This is a genomic window from Campylobacter hominis ATCC BAA-381 (assembly GCF_000017585.1).
Classification (GTDB): Bacteria; Campylobacterota; Campylobacteria; order Campylobacterales; family Campylobacteraceae; genus Campylobacter_B; species Campylobacter_B hominis.
Map to the genome: position 1 here is coordinate 1,364,251 of NC_009714.1, position 20,818 is coordinate 1,385,068.

A 20,818-nucleotide genomic window follows, 5' to 3' on the forward strand; every position below is an offset into this window, starting at 1 on the left:
AACGCTATAAAAACAAATTAAAGTTATTTTTATAGATACTATTTTAAAATACGAAATTACTTTTTATAAAAGGAGATATTATGGGTTTTGGTGAAGCAATCACTTCATGTTTTTCACAATACATAGGTTTTAGCGGCAGGGCTTGCAGGTCCGAATACTGGTATTTCGCGCTATTGGTATTTTTAATCAACATTGTTATCGGTATAATAGGTTCCGATATTTTAACTGCATTGGTAGCATTGGCGCTTTTTTTGCCAAGCCTTAGTGTAGGCGTTAGAAGATTACACGATATAGATAAAAGCGGCTGGTGGATATTGCTGCTTTTAATACCTATAATCGGTACTTTGATTATTTTATTTTTTGCAGTGCTGAAATCTACTCCGGGCAGCAACGAATACGGTCCAAACCCGCTAGGCGAATAAATTTATTATCGGCAACTTTTAACTTTGCCGATAATTTTTAACAATAATGATAAAATTTCAAAATTTTTATTTATAAAGGAAAAAATTGTTAAATTTTATCATTCTTGCGGTTTTTTTCATTTCAGCGATTTTCCATACGCTTGCCGGTTTTGGATTTCCACTCATATCCACTTCCGTTCTTTTTACGATTTTACCGCCTAAAACAGCGATAATACTAACTTTAATACCGACATTTTTTATGAATGTCGCTAGTATTTATACTTTTGTAAAATTTAAAGAAATCATCGAAATTTTTAAAAAATATGCCGTTTTATTTATTTTTTCCGCATTTGGCAGCTACATAGGAAGTCACATTTTAATAGCATTTCCAAGCGGCATTTATAAACTTCTATTATCTGTTTCGGTGCTGATCTATCTAAATAAAGATAAATTTTACATAAATTTTGGAGATTTTGTACAAAGACATTTTCAGTTTTCGCTTTTTGTTTTTGGACTGATTAGCGGCATAATCGGCGGATTAATCAACGCAATGGTTATAGTTTTGGCTATTTTGATACTTGAACTCAATCTTTCAAAAGGTATGGCGATTGCGGTTATGAATCTGTGCTTTTTAACAAACAAGATCTCACAAATATCTACATTCGCAGCTTTTGGTGAGTTTGGTAGTAAAGAGATTTTATTCGGCGCAATTTCCGTCGCCGTCTGTTTCGCGGCGCTTTTTATCACAAATAAATTCAAAGATAGAGTAAGCGATGAACTTTTCAAAAAACTAGTTAAATTAACGCTAATATTTTTTGCAATATTTATACTAGTGCAATATTTTTTGGAAATTTTGAAATGGCTTTAAAAATTTTGGGCGCGATTGAAATTACACCGAAATTAATTCGATAAAATACAAATTTATAAATTTAACATTATAATTTTAAAATTTATTTTTAGAAATTTTAAAGGTGAAAAATGCAGGATGATGATGAAAAATATAAAAAAATAAAAGAAGAGTTAGATGAGTTTCGCAGACAAAAACAAAATTCCAAAGAGAATTCAAAAGATAATTTAAACAATCAATTAAATTTACAAAATAACATAAACCAAAATTCTAATAATTCAGACAAAAATTCAAATTCTAACAAGAACAGCAACTCATCAAATTTCACAAATAAACGAGACTACGATGAAGAATCGATTATCATAAAAGACTATGGAAATTTCTATCAGCTTTTTATATATTTATCCCTTTGGTTTATTATAGTGATGATATGTGGTATAGATGCTTGGAGTAGAGATGGAATTTATCAAGGAAAGGCGCAAGTGATTATTGGAGTTGTCGCTATATCCATATCTGCATATTTATTGATAAGAAATACTTTTAAATATTTTAAAGATAACAAACAAAAATTTATCTTTACAAAAGATACTTTATCTTATATAGCTTATGAGCAAAACAAAACCCAAAATATAAATAATATAAATAGCGTTTGCCGTCTATTTATAGGCGGAAATCATACTTTTGGTAAAAATGTATATCAAAGTAAAACACTGTTTCAACTCTTTTTTAAAACAGATATTTTAGAGTTATCATTTTATCTATTTATAGTAACTTATACAACTATATCATATTTGATTTTTATATTGCCATATAGAGTGGTTTTTCAAAAAGCATTTTTTATATTAAATAAAAATTTTTTAATACTTTTTAATGATGGAAGTTTTATGAATATCACAATAAACAGCAAAAAAGAATATTATGAGATTATAAAATATTTTAAATTTCAAAATATTGAAGTAAAAAAGAAAGTTAAATTTATACAGATTAGCTATAAGGAGTTTTAAATGGAGTCAAAAGACTTTATCAAAATGTTGCTTAAAGACACTATTTTTAAGAAGTTTCATCAAGATAACAACAAAAGGCTAAAATTTGAGTGATGATAAAAGAGAAAAACTTAGAGAGTATTTAAGAAATAATCGACCTAAAAATAGTGTAAATTTAGGTAATAGCTATGATGATAAAGAAAATTCTAATAAAAATTTGGAAAAAGATTTAAACTCAGATAATTTGAATTTAAATAATAACTCAGATTTGGACAATTCTCAAATTTCAGATAATAAAATAAATTCGAATAAAAGAGATTACGATAAAGAGCCAATTATTATAAAAAGTCTTGGCGCTACTGGAATTTATTTCTATGCTATTTTAGTTGCAATAGCTATGTTTTTTTTAGATAAAAAAATGTATGATTTGGGAATTCTTCAACCAAATTATTCTTCTACAACTTTATATTATGTATATACAAGTGAGGGTTTTTTACCAAGAATTATATCAATGATTATTTTTGCTTTTGCTGTAAAACTTATTGTAAAAAAAGATTTAATAATAATAAATAATTCATATATCACATATAATAATAACTATAATTCCAAAGGTTTAGATGTTTATACAATAAAATATGATAATTTTCTAAGTAGAAATAATCTTATAAATACAAATTTATGGCATAAATTATGCATATTATTGGTTTTAATTCTTGTTATGTCTTTTTTGTTTAAAAATTATGAAATTTTTTATATGGTGGCAAAGATACCTATTTATATATATTTTCCTTTTATTTTGATGGTTTTTATGAACGGAGGCTTAAATTATATTTTATCTTTTGGTGTCTTATACATAAAAACCAAAAATTATAAAAAGATAATTCCTTTAATTTCAAAAAAAGATAGATATGAAATAAGAATGTATTTTTTAGAAAAATTAGGTATTGATATAGAAAATAAAATTATATATTTATTACCGCAACTTAATAAAGAATAAATTATTAGTAGAATAAGTGTTACTAAAGAGAAGCTCGATAAGGTATAAAAATATATAAAATCAAAATTTAAAATCATCTTTAAACTCTTATAATGATAAACTAAACACTCTTTTTATATTAAATATTTACCATAAATAAAAGCTTTTGGAAATTTAAGCTCATTACAAGAAGCTATGGTTAATAACCCTAAATTAGCTACTATGGTTAATTTATATTAATATAAGATTTAAATAAATATTTTAAGTTCTAAAATAGTAAAATACACCGCTTTATTAAAACGATAAAGGACCAAAATTTGAGTGATGATAAAAGAGAAAAACTTAGAGAATATTTAAGAAATAATAGACCTAGAAATAATATAAATTTAGGTAATGATTCTAATAAAAATTTAGATAATTTAAATAACTCATCAGTTTTAAAAGACCAAAATAGTGCTCAGATTTCAAATAGCAAGACAAATTCAAATAAAAGAGATTATGATAAAGAACCGCTTTTTATAAAAAATCATAATCCAGATGTTTCTAGTTTTCGTGGGTTTTGTTTTTTAGTATTAGTTTTTATTAGTTTATTTATTGTTGATATTCCTACGGATAGAAAAATATTTAATTTTTTTGCTGCCATTATTCTTGCTAGTAGACTTGCAACCGACCCAAATAAAGGCAAAATAATAGAATTTAAAAATGATAAAATAGTATGTTATAAAGAATCATTTCAAAAAGAGATAAAAATATCAAGCAAACTTAAAATTAAAAAAACGGTACAAATGTTCTATGGATTTTACAACGATAATTTAGGAAACTTTAAGCAAAATATACCTTTTTTTATAGTTTTGTTTTGCTTTTCTTTGATTTTTATTCAAATTTTTATAGAGAATTTATATTTATTTATCTTAATTTTTATTGGTATAATCTCTTTATTTTTTCTACCTAGTGCAATAGACCTTAATAATGATGGCATAAAAGGCACAAATTTAGACTATAAGATAAATTTTGACCTTGATAGCAACGGATTTAAAGAAGCTACTTCTTGGATAAGCGAAAATGATGCACTTCTAGCAATAGATAGAAATAACAACGGAATAATCGATAATGGTTCAGAGCTATTTGGCAATAAAACAAAATCCAACACGGCTCGAATTTATACCAATCCAAATTCAAAAAATGGCTTTGAAGCATTAAGCGAATTTGATAGCAACAATGACGGAATAATAGATATAAATGATGAGAAATTTGCAAATTTAAATTTACTGGTTGCTTGAATTCGTAAATTTAAATTCAAACTATCAAATTTGAGTTTAAATTTGTGAATTTAGATAAATTCGTATCGTGTATAAACGATACGACCTGAAAGGAAAATTATGGAAATAGTTGTATCTTTTATATTTGCCGCTTATGAAGTAGTAAGCGTTATAATATGCGTTATTGTGGGTGCAGTTTCAAAAAGCAATAAAGCAGTGGCTATATCTGTTGCCTTGTGTGTTTTAGTGCCGTTTTACGATGTTGTTCCGACTAGGATTATCGCAAATAAATATTGCCAAATAGAGCCTAAATCAAAAATTGATAAAATTGTAGAATATCCAAAAAGTGTATATGTCAAAATTGACAACGCCGAAGTTGATGATATAGATACTAGCTTACATTTAATAGAGGCTTTATTGGACGGAATTCATATTGAAAAAATAGCAATCGAGTGTAATAGCAAAATAACGGATAAATATAAATGCGACAATGGAAAAGTAGAAGAAGTATATTTTGATAAAAATTCGACCCATTACACGCAATATATAAATTTAATTTCACAATATCAAAATTTGCATACCGATGAATCAGCTCAATTTGACTTTTATAGAGAAAATGAAAAGGCTATCGAAGAAGCCAAATTTAAAATAACAAAACGCAATGAAGTGGAAAAAGATAGAGATATTATCAAAAATTACAACTATTCTATAATAATAAATAAAAGTGAAAAAATCTCTGATAGTGCATTTGAAAATTATTTTTATCATATCGTAAATGTATCTATTGTAGAAAATAAAACAGAAAAAGAGATAGCATTTTGGAAAATGTATATTAGAAATAGAGAAGCGACTTTTATTTTCCCTGAAATATTAATGCCACATTTTGCCGATGATTACCAATTTACAAGAAAAGTATGTGGCAAAATACAAGAGATAGAAAAAGTCTTTGATATGGATAAATGGAGCAAAGGTTTGTCTATTGATATTTATCAATAATTATTTAAAATAAAATTTTTTTAATAAGGAGAAATCTAATGAATACATTAGAACAAAACATTACGGAATTTGGGCTGTTAGCTGAAATGGCTTATTTAAATTTGCAAGACAATATTGGTTTAGGGACAATCAATAAATTTGTAAATAAAAATGGTATAAATAGAACTTTAAATAATAAATATAAAGTGCTTGATTATATAAATACAGAAAATGGGCTTCAAGCTTATTGTTTAAAAAATGAAAATGGCGAGTATATAATAGCATTTAGGGGAACAGATGATTTAAGCATTGACCCTTTTAGTTGGTATGGAGAAAATACGAGCCAATATAAAGAAGCTAGGAATTTTGTTGAATTCGTAAATTTAAATTCAAACTATCAAATTTGAGTTTAAATTTGTGAATTTAGATAAATTCGTATCGTGGATAACCGATACGACCTGAAAGGAAAAATTTATGGTTTTATTTTATATTATTTTAATTTCGCCTGTGCTGATAGCTATGGCGATATGGTTTGCTTTGGCTAGATTTATACACGGTAAAATTCCAGAAAAGTTTGCTAAAACCCAAACAACCTTTATGATATTTTCGTTTATCGTGCTTGGTTTGATACCGACTTATGACATTATTATTACAAATATTTTGGGGGCATATTATAAAGACAATTTGCCAAAGCCTTTTTTAAGTGAGAAATTTGAAAAGCCGTTTAGTTTATATGTAGAAAATAATATATTGCCTTATACTCAAAAAGAAATGAAAAATTATTCTGAGGAATTTTTACTTGATTGGTGGATTATAGATAATATAAAGATTAATAGGCTTGCCTTAAAGGGCGATGACGGGCAAATTTATATCTATTATTTCGATACGAATTCTGATAAATTTGAACTTTTACAAACAAAAGCAAAGAAATATGATGAAGCAAACAAAAGAGACAAAGACGCAAGATACAAATTTGACTTAATAGTAGCAAATAAAGAAAATATCGGTAGTGATATGCACAAGGAAGCATTGGAGATTTTAAATAAGGAGCGAAATTCAAGCTGGATGGCACAAAATGAGTTTGAAAATATCGGCAAATCTCTCATAAAATTTAAAATAAGCAATGATATATCAAATTTCGATTATACGATAAAAAAGGGAGAAATAAAACTTGGCAAATTTGCTTCTAAATTTATAAAGATTGTAAAGATAGAAATTATAGATAATAAAACTTCTAAATTGGTTGGTTATAACCAATATATTTATAGGCGTGGTGGTTATTGGTTGTTACCAGATTTGGTTTATGGTGACGATGCTTTGACCCCACTATATGAAAATTATGCGTTACGCCATACAATGTTTTATAGTATAACCAATTTATATGATAGAAAATAAAATTTTTTAATAAGGAGAAATCTAATGAATACATTAGAACAAAACATTACGGAATTCGGGCTGTTAGCTGAAATGGCTTATTTAAATTTGCAAGATAATATTGGTTCAAAAATCAATGAATTTGTAAATAAAAAAAATGGTGCAAAAAGGACATTAAGTAAGGAATATAAAATTGTCGACTATGTTAGCACTGCGAGTGATTTTCAGGCATTATTATTGCAAGATGAAAGTGGAAAATTTGTTATGGCTTTTCGTGGAACTACTAATATACTAGACTGGCTGAATAATGCAGGTATTGGTTTGGCAAATATAAACAAACAATATAATGATGCAAAAGAATTTTTGGAAAAAGCTATGACGGAACACGGTGTAACCATAGATAATTTAACCCTAACTGGTCATATAGCCTTGGTGGAATTCTTACTCAACAAGTCGGAGCGACTTACGGCATAAAAGGCTATGCTTTTAATCCTTACGGAACAGATAGATTACTTTCTTTACCATCAAGTCTATCAACTGGAATAGCAAGTAACATTTTGTTAGAAAAAGTTATGAGTGCAGTAGGACTTACCAAAGCAAACGCACAATGGGCTTATGAGCATATTTATAACATATCTTATCAAGATGAGGGTGCGTTAAATGGAGATATTCTGTCAAATTTACTTACAGAATTAAGTAGTAATCATTTAGGGCATTTTATACCTATTTTGGGCAAAAATGTTGGTTTTGGAGAAGGGCATTATATGGAAACTCTCAACAAAGCTATTTCCCAATACAACAACATAGTCAAAAAATTCGACAACTCTTGCAGATATGAAGATATAACAAATATGTATCTTTCAACAGCTATTATTCACGGAAATGGCTATGAAAAAGTCAAGGAAGAATTTACAAAATTAGGCGTTTATGGTGCAAATGATAAAATTGCAAATAACTCTTTGCACTTAGAAGTTATAACCAAAGACACTGACGCAACTTCCATCTTCTCAGGCTCAAATTTAAGCACACCTGCTTTATATGCCCTAGTGAATTTAAATCCTTTTATAGTTTCAAATATAAATTCAAATGCTTACTCTGAAATAGAGAAATATAGAGATGAATATAGTGAGAACTATGTAAGCGATAAAGCAAAAATGTTTAAGGCTCTTATGGATACACCAAAGGTTGCTTCATACTATGATGACTATGAAACAGGCAAGAAAATTTCATATTATACTTCTGTTACAGACCCTGATAGCACAGATGAATACAATCTCACTGACACAGCTTACACATTTGGCACAAACAAAAATGATATAGTAACTGCTTCGGTAGGAAAAGCCAATAGAATTTACACCCTAGCAGGAGATGACACCATAACTCTAACTAGTGGCTCAAACTATATAGAAGCAGGAAGCGGAAGTGATTATATAGATTTAAGCGGTATAAAAGATACAAACTCAACAAATACAATCTATGCAGATTTAAAAGATAGCAAAGATGACAAAGATAGTGGCAATGATACAATCATAGGCTCAGCCGGTAAAGATACTATGTATGGTGGCTCAGGCTATAATACCTACAAAGCAGGAGACGGCGATACCATAGAAGATGATGATAAAGGTCAAGGCTCTGTATATTTCAATTCAAATTCTCCACTTACAGGCGGAACATACGATAAAGATAAAGGTTGTTATGTTGGTGGAATTTACGAATATCATCTAAACGGAAACACTCTTATAGTAACAGACACAGCCAAAAATGAAAGCATAACCATCAACAACTACTCCAAAAAAGATAAATCTCTTGGTATAGATCTAATAGAAGCAGATGAGATAGATATAATCATATCAAATGCAACAGTAACAGAAGGAGACGAAAGCGAACCAAATAAAGACGGAAAAGCACCATATAACACTAGTATAGGTATAAAACTAAGTAGAGAATTAAAAGAAGACGAATTTATCATCATACAAAAATACAATTATGAAAAACAATCCACAGAGTTAGTTTTATTTGGAACATTACCACAAGATTATGATACCAGTCTTTTTAAAAGCTTATTAAGTGATAATAAAACACTCGATTTTAGCTGGTATGGAAATAAAACAAAAGAAGAAGATAGAAAATACTGCGTAGGTGGCGTAAATATCTTTGCTAAATCAGATAATTTAACTATAAGAGATATAAAACCGGGATATGTCACTATCAAAGACGACGACAAAGATCCAAACGATGATAAGCCAGAAACTTACGATCCACTTGCAATAGACCTTAATAATGATGGCATAAAAGGCACAAATTTAGACTATAAGATAAATTTTGACCTTGATAATAACGGCTTTAAAGAGGCTACAAGCTGGATAGATAACAATGACGCCTTTATCACCATTGATAAAAACAACAACGGCGCAATCGATAATGGTAGCGAGCTATTTGGAAACAAGAGCATCTCAAATAACGCCTATGCCTACACTAATCCAAACGCAAAAAATGGCTTTGAAGCATTAAGCGAATTTGATAGCAACAATGACGGAATAATAGATATAAATGATGAGAAATTTGCAAATTTAAATTTACTGGTTGCTTGAATTCGTAAATTTAAATTCAAACTATCAAATTTGAGTTTAAATTTGTGAATTTAGATAATTTCGTATCGTGTATAAACGATACGACCTGAAAGGAAAATTATGGGAATAATTATATCTTTTGTCTTTGCCGCTTATGCATTTGTAAGTAGTATAATATGTGTCATCGTGTATATGATTTCAAAAAGCAATAAAGCATTGGCTATATCTGTTGCCTTATGTGTTTTAGTGCCGTTTTATGATGTCGTTCCGACTAGGATTATCGCAAATAAATATTGCCAAATAGAGCCTAAATCTAAGATTGATAAAATTGTAGAATATCCAAAAAGTGTATATGTCGAAATCAATAGTAGCGATAAAGATGAAATAATTTATAATCTCCGATTATGCGGGGAATTTGATGAAGCTATGTTGGACGGAATTCATGTTGAGAAAATGGCTGTTAATTGTTACGGCGAAATCATACAAAAAGAATTTGACACGAATTCATCAGATTATAAACAATATATAAATTTAATTTCGCAATATCAAAATTTGCATACCGATGAATCAGCTCAATTCGATTTTTATAGGAAAAATGAAAAGGCTATTGAAGAAACCAAATTTAAAATAACAAAACGCAATGTAGTGGAAAAAGATAGAGATATTATCAAAAATTACAACTATTCTATAATAATAAATAAAAGTGAAAAAATCTCTGATAGTTTATTTGAAAATGCTTTTTATCATATCGTAAATGTATCTATTGTAGAAAATAAAACAGAAAAAGAGATAGCTTTTTGGAAAATGTATATTAGAAATAGAGAAGCGACTTTTATTTTCCCAGAAATATTAATGCCACATTTTGCCGATGATTACCAATTTACGAATAAAGTATGTGGCAAAATACAAGAGATAGAAAAAGTCTTTGATATGGATAAATGGGGTTTTGATTTTTCAAGTTTATTTAACTATCGTATCTATCTCAGATAAAAATACAAAAATTTTTAATAAAGGAGAAATCTAATGAATACATTAGAAAACACAATCACAACAATGGGCTTGCTTTCAAAAGAAGCTTACAATGTTGGAAACTTTCAAATAGGTGCAGGAATTACTGCTAACAATAAAACTTATAAAGTTGTTAATTTTGCAGATACTGCAAATGATTTCCAAGCATTATTATTGCAAGATGAAAGTGGAAAATTTGTAATGGCGTTTCGTGGAACAGAACGAGATAGCACATTAGACTGGCTTAATAATGCAGGTATTGGTTTGGCAAATATAAACGAACAATATAACGATGCAAAAGAATTTTTAGAAAAAGCTATAAAAGATTATGGCGTAACCATAGATAATTTAACCCTAACTGGTCATAGCCTTGGTGGAATTCTTACTCAACAAGTCGGAGCGACTTACGGCATAAAAGGCTATGCTTTTAATCCTTACGGAACAGATAGATTACTTTCTTTACCAGAAAGTCCATTTGACGGAATAACAAGCAATTTCTTATATGGCTTATTAACTTCTTTGGCAGAAAAAGTTATGAGTGCAGTAGGACTTACCAAAGCAAACGCACAATGGGCTTACGAACATATTTATAACATATCTTACCAAGATGAGGGTTTGTTAAATGGGGATATTCTTTCAAATTTAGCCACAGAATTAAGTAGTAATCATTTGGGGCATTTTATACCTATTTTGGGCGAAAATGTTGGTTTTGGAGAAGGGCATTATATGGGAACTCTCAACACCGCCATTGCCGAATACAACGACATAGTCCAAAAATTCGACAACTCTTGCAGATATGAAGATATAACAAATATGTATCTTTCAACAGCTATTATTCACGGTAGTGGTTATAAAAAAGTCCGAGATGAATTCAAAAAACTTGGTATATTAAATAAAAATGGTGCAAATGATAAAATTGCAAATAACTCTTTGCACTTAGAAGTTATAGCCAAAGACACTGACACAACTTCAATCTTTTCAGGCTCAAATTTAAGCACACCTGCTTTATATGCCCTAGTGAATTTAAATCCTTTTATAGTTTCAAATATAAATTCAAACGCTTACTCTGAACTAGAAAGATACAAAGATGATTTTACAAAAGGCTATATAGAAGATAAAGCTAAGATGTTTAAAGCAGCCCTTACTTCATCACGTACTTTAGATAATAAATACTACCAAGATAATATAAGTGGTATAAAAATCAAACCTATGTTTGATAACACCGGTATAGTAAGTAGTGGCGATATAAAAGAGCAATACTACTTTGGAAGCAATGAGAGAGATATTATAACCATAAATAGCAATGGTGTCTCTTCTAATGCTGAAAATAAAATCTACACCCTAGCAGGAGATGACACTATAATAGCTTCAAAAGGAAACAACTATATAGAAGCAGGTAGTGGAAGTGATGTTATAAATTTAAGTAAAACATCTAAAAATAGTAAAAATATAGTTTATGGTGATACAAAAGATAACAAGCACAGTGATAATAAAAATAATGACAATGATATTATAATAGGTGGAGCTGGGGTTGATACTATCTTTGGCGGAAGAGGTAAAGATATTTATTATGTAGAAGATAAAGATATTATTACCGATGATAAAGACGGTGAAGGCGAGGTGTATTTTAAATATACTAAACTAACCGGTGGAACATATGATAAAGAAAAAGGTTGTTATATAAATGGAGATATACAATATCATTTAAATGGTAATACTTTAATTGTAAAACAAGGTAAAGAGGCTATAACTATTAATAATTTCAATAAAGATTTATATAAAACCAAAGGATATGATTATTTGGGCATAGAACTTTTAAAAGAAGAAGAGATAGTTGTAACTATAAGCGATAACTCATCATCTGAAGGTGATAATGGTAAAAAATCAATGAGATTTAAAATATCATTAAATAGAAAATTAAAAGATGAAGAATATGTAATAGTAAATATAAATGATAAATCATTTTTATTTGGCAATCCTGGTATTGATAGTGGTATAAATAAAGCTGATTATGATACAAGCGGAAGTTATATTTACAAATGGGAAGGCAATACAACAAAAAATGAAGATATAAATTTTGAAGTGACAGGAACCGCATCTGCCTCAAAAGGTCTTATAATAAAAGAAGTAAAATCAGGCAACGGCACAATAATAGATGATGACAGAGATGATGATCCGGAAGATGTAGATCCTATCATAATAGATTTAAATAAAAATGGAATTACTTCAACTAAATTAAATAATACAATCTACTTTGACCATGATAACAATAACTTTAAAGAAGCCTCTTCATGGATAGATAAAGGAGATGCTTTTTTAGCATTAGATAAAAACAGTAATGGTCTTATAGATAATGGAAATGAACTGTTTGGAAATCATACTATTTCAAATACAAAATTCGGAGAACAAGAAGCTAATAAAGATACTTCAATAAACGGTTACGAAGCTTTAAAAGCTTATGATTTAAACGGTGATAATGTAATAGACAGTAAAGATGAAATTTATGATAAATTACTTTTATGGAAAGATTCTAATCAAAACGCCATAACTGATAAAGGTGAACTTATAAAACTAAAAGATAGTGGTATAGTAAGTATTGATCTAAACTATAAAAACACAAATACAGATGAAAAAGGAAATACTATAAAACAAAGTTCAACCGTTACTTTTGAAGATGGCACAACTACAATAGCTAATGATGTATGGTTTAAAGTAAATTTAGATAAAACTAAACAAACCTCAATAGATGAGATGATAAAAGATACTTTAATAAATTTAAATAAAAGACAAGATGAATTAATCAAAGAATACAAAGAAAACAATAATCTAAATACTAATGATTTAAATGATGATGGGTCATTACAAAACATTTTAAATAGTGATGAAACATTAAAAACTTATAATGATAAACTAAATACTCTTTTTTATATTAAATCCTTACCACAAGTAAAGGCTTTTGGAAATTTAAGTTCATTACAAGAAACTATGGTTAATAACCCTAAATTAGCTACTATGCTTAATTTATATCTTTTAATGGATGAAAAAGCTAAAAAAGAAAACATTAGTGATATTATCTATGAATGGGCAGGAGTATCAAGTATAGATGAAAGTTCAATGAGAGGAGAGGTAAAAGAAAAAGATATGATAGTTTATGAAAAACTATCTGGAAAGCCTTTTATGTGGAAAGGAAGAGATAAAAATGCAAATTGGTATGTAAAACCAGTTATAGAAGAGATATTTAATAATTTTAAAAACTATGTTTATGCAAATATTGAATTACAAACTACATACCAAGAAGTAAACTTAGATATAGATTATATGAAATTTGACGGTAAAGAGTATAGATATGATTTTAGTAATATTAATGAGTATTTAAAAGACTTTACTAACAAACAATCAAATAGATAAAGCTTTAAATTTTATACAAACTTTAAAAACTTCACTTACTTATAAACCAGTAGCAACAAATCATCTAAATGACTATGTAAAAAACACACTTCCTAACAGTCTAAAAGAGTTTAAATTCTTCATAGCTACTTTACTAAATAATAGAAGAGTTGGAAATGATAATAACCAAACGATATATGGCTCAAATCAAACAGATGTGATAAATGGTAAAGGTGGAGATGATAAACTCTATGGAGCTGGTGGTGATGATTTATATGAGTTTGATAAAAATTTTGGAAATGATATCATATACGATACTCAAGGAAATAATGAAATAGTATTTACAAAAGGTATTACAAAAGAAGATCTCTCATTTAAAAGAGAGCTTGCAAATTTAATAATCTATGTCACAAATGAAAATGGCGAAAAAGACAGCATAACTGTGCAAAACGCTTTTTGTTTGATTAATGACTTAGGTGATGGAATTATACAAAGTATTACTTTTGCAGACGGAACAAAGTTAAGCAAAGACGATATATTAAATTTATCACCTTTAAAAGGAAGTGATGAAGCAGATAATTTATATTTAACTAATGAAAATGATATATTAAACGCCGGAAATGGAAATGACGAAATACACGGCAAAAAAGGTGATGATATTATAAATGGAGATAGCGGTGATGATAGGTTATTTGGCGGAATTGGTAATGACATATTAAACGGTGGGACTGGAAATGATGAGTTATATGGTGAAGATGGAAATGATACATATGTCTTTTCTAAAAACTGGGGAAAAGATACCATTGTAGATAATCAAGGCTTAAACAGTATAGAATTTATTGACGGTATCAATGTGAATGATTTAGTCTTTGATAAAAACGGTAATGACCTAGTGATATCAGATAAAGAGCTTAAAAACACAATTACTATAAAAAATATAGTAAATGAAAATGGAACTTTAAATAATTCCATATCAAAAATTATATTTAATAGAAAAATTATTAACGGTAAAGAAAGCTTTGATTTTATTACTACAAATGAAATACTTGATTATATGATTAGGCCTAGTGATGAATCGGATGAACTTATAGGTTATAACGATCACTCTTACACTATAAACGCTCTTGATGGAAATGATACGATAATAACAAATATCAAAGATGATATTTTAATAGGTGGTAAAGGAGATGATACCCTAATAGGAAAAGCTGGAAATGACATCTATATCTTTGGTAAAGACTTTGGAAATGATACTATCATAGAAGAAAATAATGATAAAAATGTCATTAAATTTACAGATGGCATTTCAAAAGATGATCTTTTATTTAAAAAACTAAATAATGATTTAGTGATACTTCAAAATAAGAATTCTGTAATCATAAAAGATATGTTTAATGGTGCTTCTATAAATAGCAAAATAGACAAAATAGTGTTTGATGATGGAAGCAGTATCACAAATAGAGAATTTATAAACTTGGCAGTAGCAAATTCATCTAGCAATGAAAATGATACACTTATTGGATATTTCGATGATGATTATGTATTAGATGCGCTAGATGGAAATGATACTATTATCACAAATGGTGGAAATGACGTTTTAATAGGTGGAGCTGGAGATGACACCTTAAAAGGTGGCAAAGGAAATGACACATATAAATTTGAGTTAAATCACGGTAAAGATATCATTGAAGATAATATCGGCAAAGAAACCATAGTTATAAACGGCAGAACAAAAGAAGATCTTATCTTTACATATGACGCTACTACAACGGACTTAATTATTAACTATAAAGATAATAAAAACGATAGTATAACCATAAAAAAATGGAAATATATGGATAATCTTACTATTAAATTTGATGATAACTCATATATAGATGATAGATATATAACAAACAAAATAAAAACTATAAACTCAGATTCCGATACTTCCGAAGTTGGTATATATTATAATACAAATCTTGAAGATGGAGATGATGTTTATATAATAAAAAAAGATGCAGGAAAACTATCTATATATGATAATTTTACTCTTCACTCTTATAAAGTAGATGGTGGAAACGATACAATTAAATTTGATGAAATTTCATCAAATGAAGTCGTTTATAAAATGTCAGGCAGCAATCTTTTAATCGGCATAGCAGAAGAAAATAAAAAATTTGAAGACTTAAATACCGTAGTAACTATCAAAAACTGGACCTCTAAACATAATAGAATTGAAAATTTTGCATTTAGTGATAAAACACTTTCTCAAAACGACATTATAAATAAATTTTCAAAATCTGAAAATTTATTATTTCAAACCGATGAAAGCGATAAAGCTACATTTAAAAACGGTGGAGTTATATACGCACTTGATGGAGATGATGAGATAGTATCCGTAGAAAATAAAAGCGAAGTTTACGGCAATGATGGTAATGATAAAATAATCGCAAACGGCACTATTTACGGCAATGAAGGAGATGATACTCTAAAAGGCTATAGTGGCGATGATACTATTTATGGTGGCGAGGGAGATGATATCTTAATTGGTGCAAGTGGGGATGATTTTCTTCAAGGAGATAGTGGAGATGATACATATGTCTTTGGCAAAGAGTGGGGAAACGATACTATAAATAACTTTGATAGAAACGGCACGGATAAAATAAAATTTACAGACGGCATTTCAAAATATGATTTGATATTTGCAAGAGGCGTTAAAAATAGTGATGTTACAAATGATCTTTTCATCTATTCAAAAGACAAGAAAAACTCAATTAAAATTACGGATTTCTTTTATAGTTATCAATCAATAGATGAAAACAGAAAAATTGATTTAATTGAATTTGATAACGGCGAAATTTTAAAATCCGAAGATTTGAAATATTTGGTATTGCAAGGTTCTAAATATGATGATGTTATAAGAGGATATGACGAAGACTTTACATTTGACGCAGGAGAAGGTAGTGACATCGTATTTGCAGGAAACAAAAACGATAAAATTTTTGGCAACGACGGTGACGATACTTTATATGGCGAAGACGGAAATGATACTTTAATAGGTGGCACAGGAAATGACACTTTACAAGGTGGAGACGGAGATGATACATATATATTTAATCTCGGTGATGGTAAAGATGAAATTTATGAAAGTAGCGGAAATGACATTATAGAGTTTGGAGATGGAATTTCAAAAGATAGCCTTATAGTTATAAGAGATGGTGAAAATAATCTTAAAATTTATGTAAAAGATAATCCAAACATTTCAAATAAAGATATAAATTTAGATGATATCAAAGACACTATAACTTTAAAAAATGTATTTAGCAACAATTCATCAAAACATGAAAATTTAATCGAAACAATCAAATTTCAAGACGGCTCAACTTTAAATTTCAATGATATTAAAAAACTTTCACTAATAAACAGTTCAAATAGCACGGAAACTTTGAGAGGTTATGACGATGAAAATAACAATATCGTTGGAAATGACGCGGATGAAACTATATACGGTGGAGAACTCGATGACACGATAAACGCAGGAGCCGGAAACGATACTATAACCGCATATTCCGGCAAAAATACATTGATCGGCGGCAGCGGCGATGATGTGTTTTACGGCGATCAGGCAAACAACACATATATTTTTAGTAAAGGCGACGGTAATGATAAGATTAGCGGACGAAGCAGCGACAGCACGATAAAATTTGAGGACGGCATTTCAAAAGACGACATAAAAGTTACAAGAGGTGAAAATCTGGATGATTTAGTCGTAAAGATTAATGAAAACGACAGTATAACTATAAAAAATTTCTATTATGATGGAAATATAAATAAAGAAAACGAAAAAGCGATCGTAAGTAATTTTTTATTTGCTAACGGCGAAAAGATTGGTTATGAAGAATTTCATAAGTTATCTTATATCGGCAAAGAGAGTGACGATACTATATACGGCTTAAATTCCAACGATACTATAAAAGGCAACGACGGTGACGATACTTTATATGGCGAAGACGGAAACGATACTTTAATAGGTGGCACAGGAAACGATAAACTTATAGGCGGAAAAGGAGACGATATTTATATCTTTAATCTCGGTGACGGAAAAGATGAAATTTATGAAGAAAGCGGAAACGACACTATAGAGTTTGGAAAAGGAATTTCAAAAGATAGCCTTATAGTTATAAGAGATGGTGAAAATAATCTTAAAATTTATGTAAAAGATAATCCAAACATTTCAAATAAAGATATAAATTTAGATGATATCAAAGACACTATAACTTTAAAAAATGTATTTAGCAACAATTCATCAAAACATGAAAATTTAATCGAAACAATCAAATTTCAAGACGGCTCAACTTTAAATTTCAATGATATTAAAAAACTTTCACTAATAAACAGTTCAAATAGCACGGAAACTTTGAGAGGTTATGACGATGAAAATAACAATATCGTTGGAAATGACGCGGATGAAACTATATACGGTGGAGAACTCGATGACACGATAAACGCAGGAGCCGGAAACGATACTATCAAAGATCTAAACGGAAATAATACGATTTATGCAGGAATCGGCGATGATACAATCAATGCAAACGGAACAATTTACGCAGGAATCGGCGATGATACAATCAATGCAAACGGAACAATTTACGCAGGAAGCGGAAACGATACAATCAACGCAAGCGGAACAATATATGCAGAAGACGGGAATGATAATATAAATGCTACAGGATTTATAGACGCAGGAAACGGAAACGATATAGTGACAGCAAGCGACGTATATTCCAGCGAAGAATTTAATACTATAATCGGTGGAAAAGGCGATGACGAATTGCACGGAAGCTATAGTAATGAAAAATATATATTCAGTAAAGGCGACGGGAAAGATGAAATTTATGAAAATGGCGGAAACGATACTATAGAATTTAAAAATAACCTCTTAAAAGAAAATCTGATAGTAAAACGAAACGGCGAAAACGATATAACAATTAAATTTAAAGACGATCAAACGGATTTGATAACTTTAAAAAACGTTGTTTATGGTAATATCATTTCAAACCAAAACACGATAGAAAATTTTACATTTGCAAACGGCGAAACGCTGACATTTAATGACATAAAAAAAGCCTCAATGATTGGCTTTGATGAAGATGACACTATAAAAGGCTATGATGACGCGGACAATTTTATAAGCACATCGGCAGGCGATGACAAAATCATAGGCGGTATATTTAATGACACTATAATCGGTGGAAGTGGAAATGATAAACTTCAAGGTGGAGATGGAGATGATACATATATCTTTAATCTTGGTGATGGCAAAGATATCATCACAGAGCGTGAACTTAGCGAACCATATTTGATAAGACAAGATTCATTTGATACCGTAAAATTTACAAAAGGAGTGAATAAAGACGATATCTTGCTATCAAGAAATGGCGACGATTTGATTATCAAAAATAAAACAAATGGTGACGAAATCACAGTTAAAAATCATTTCTTTTTATCAAACAGATATTATAAAATAAACTCAATTGAATTTGATGATGGAACAATTTGGGATGAAAAGTATATAGATCACAATGCTGTTTATTATGGTAGTGACGCAAATGACGAACTTTCAGGATATATGGGAAATGATGACATAATTAAAGCAGATAGTGGAAATGACACTATATATGGATTTGACGGAGATGATGAAATTTACGGTGAAGATGGTGATGATTATTTAAGTGGTGGAAATGGAATAGAAAAAAACACAGGAAACGATAAGCTATATGGAGGAGCCGGAAACGATCAACTTAGAGGTGAAGATGGAAATGATTATCTAAACGGCGGAAGCGGCGATGATAGATATTATTATTCTTATGGAGATGGGTTTGACACTATAGAAAATGAAGGCGGTGGAAGTGATTCTTTGATATTTTTTGATATTACAAGAGATAGATTAAGCTTTTCAAAAGAAGAAAACGACCTTATCATAAATATAGACAACGATGCAAATCAAGGAGTAAGAGTTAAAAACTACTTTTTAAATGATGAGTATGCTCTTGATATGATCCAACCAGGAGATCAAAAGCCTGCTTATACTAAAAACGATATAGACAATATCGTAAATGCCTTTGATAAGCCAACTCTTACAGAAGATAAAAATGCAAATATTATTGATACTAAAAACGATGAAATTTTACAAGGAAGCGACAAAAACAACACTTATTATTATCATGGAGGAAAAGATCTTATAGTTGATAGTGGTGGAATTGATACTTTGAAATTTATGATTAATGGATATCATCTTAATTTTTCATCAAACGGAACTGATTTGTCATTAAGCCTTGGTAATATACAAGATAAAAATAACAATAATATTGTAACCATAAAAGACTTTTTTGCAAATGAAAATTCAATTGTAGAAACAATACAACTTAAAAACGGTTATAAATTCAGTGCAAAAGATATTTATCAAAGCTTTGGAAAAGAGTATCCAAAAAATGACTCTTCAAATACTACAGATCCTCAACCAAACGAAAATAATTTAGTTGGTGGCAATGAAGATAACAGATATGTATTTAGCGGAGGTCAAAAAACAGTAATAGATAGTGGTGGAAACGATACTATAAAATTTACGCAAGATGGAAATGGTTTAAATTTTTCAACAAACGGAACGGATTTAACTTTAAATGTTTACAATCATGAAAACGATACTATAACAGTTAAAAATTTCTTTACAAATCCAAGCAATATAATTGAAAAGTTTGAACTTAAAAACGGTTACACAATTACTTCAGAGCAAATTTATCAAAGCTTTGGAAAAGAGTATCCAAACAGCAATGAACCTTTTGGAGTATCAGCAGACACTGCGAATAAAATCATTGAAGAACTAAACTCATATTCAAACGATAATGCGCTAAATTTAAATTTCAAAAACGAAACAAATAAAAATATGGATATAATGCAAATCTATAATGTATGATTGCTATCTCTAAAAATTTTATTAGATACGATTTAAATATGTTGTTTGATAAAAGTCAACTACTTTTATCAAACAACTTTCTT

The 20,818-nt window shown here is 29.1% G+C and carries 13 protein-coding genes; all 13 read left to right on the forward strand.

Annotated elements, in window-relative coordinates; translation table 11 throughout:
- Positions 1–80: 80 nt before the first annotated feature.
- Complete coding sequence (locus tag CHAB381_RS06660) at positions 81–422, forward strand: DUF805 domain-containing protein (RefSeq protein ID WP_012109274.1); 342 nt, start codon at positions 81–83, stop codon at positions 420–422.
- Between the two features lie 85 nt (positions 423–507).
- Positions 508–1,269 carry a sulfite exporter TauE/SafE family protein gene (locus tag CHAB381_RS06665; protein WP_012109275.1) on the forward strand — a complete coding sequence of 254 codons (762 nt, stop codon included), beginning with the start codon at positions 508–510 and terminating at the stop codon, positions 1,267–1,269.
- Positions 1,270–1,379: 110 nt separating this feature from the next.
- On the forward strand, positions 1,380–2,252 hold the full coding sequence (locus CHAB381_RS06670) for a hypothetical protein (protein WP_012109276.1): 873 nt from the start codon (positions 1,380–1,382) through the stop codon (positions 2,250–2,252).
- An 85-nt stretch (positions 2,253–2,337) separates the two neighbouring features.
- Entirely contained in the window at positions 2,338–3,228 is an 891-nt protein-coding gene (locus tag CHAB381_RS09030; RefSeq protein WP_012109277.1) for a hypothetical protein, read from the forward strand.
- Positions 3,229–3,524: 296 nt separating this feature from the next.
- A complete protein-coding gene (locus CHAB381_RS06680) occupies positions 3,525–4,487 on the forward strand; it encodes a hypothetical protein (RefSeq protein ID WP_012109278.1) in 963 nt (320 codons plus the stop codon).
- Positions 4,488–4,586: 99 nt separating this feature from the next.
- A complete protein-coding gene (locus CHAB381_RS06685) occupies positions 4,587–5,462 on the forward strand; it encodes a hypothetical protein (RefSeq protein ID WP_012109279.1) in 876 nt (291 codons plus the stop codon).
- A gap of 38 nt (positions 5,463–5,500) precedes the next feature.
- Positions 5,501–5,848: a hypothetical protein gene (locus CHAB381_RS06690; RefSeq protein ID WP_012109280.1), complete on the forward strand. Its 348-nt coding sequence runs from the start codon at positions 5,501–5,503 to the stop codon at positions 5,846–5,848.
- A 67-nt stretch (positions 5,849–5,915) separates the two neighbouring features.
- On the forward strand, positions 5,916–6,836 hold the full coding sequence (locus tag CHAB381_RS06695; protein WP_012109281.1) for a hypothetical protein: 921 nt from the start codon (positions 5,916–5,918) through the stop codon (positions 6,834–6,836).
- Between the two features lie 24 nt (positions 6,837–6,860).
- Positions 6,861–7,289 (forward strand): DUF2974 domain-containing protein, encoded by a 429-nt coding sequence (locus CHAB381_RS06700; protein ID WP_041570516.1) that lies wholly within the window; start codon positions 6,861–6,863, stop codon positions 7,287–7,289.
- A gap of 83 nt (positions 7,290–7,372) precedes the next feature.
- On the forward strand, positions 7,373–9,406 hold the full coding sequence (locus CHAB381_RS06705; protein WP_012109282.1) for a type I secretion target GGXGXDXXX repeat-containing protein: 2,034 nt from the start codon (positions 7,373–7,375) through the stop codon (positions 9,404–9,406).
- Positions 9,407–9,505: 99 nt separating this feature from the next.
- Complete coding sequence (locus CHAB381_RS06710; RefSeq protein WP_012109283.1) at positions 9,506–10,375, forward strand: hypothetical protein; 870 nt, start codon at positions 9,506–9,508, stop codon at positions 10,373–10,375.
- Positions 10,376–10,408: 33 nt separating this feature from the next.
- Positions 10,409–13,801 carry an alpha/beta hydrolase family protein gene (locus CHAB381_RS06715; RefSeq protein WP_041570517.1) on the forward strand — a complete coding sequence of 1,131 codons (3,393 nt, stop codon included), beginning with the start codon at positions 10,409–10,411 and terminating at the stop codon, positions 13,799–13,801.
- 196 nt (positions 13,802–13,997) lie between these two features.
- Positions 13,998–20,735, forward strand: a complete 6,738-nt coding sequence (locus CHAB381_RS06720; RefSeq protein ID WP_012109284.1) for a calcium-binding protein — start codon at positions 13,998–14,000, stop codon at positions 20,733–20,735.
- Positions 20,736–20,818: the final 83 nt, after the last annotated feature.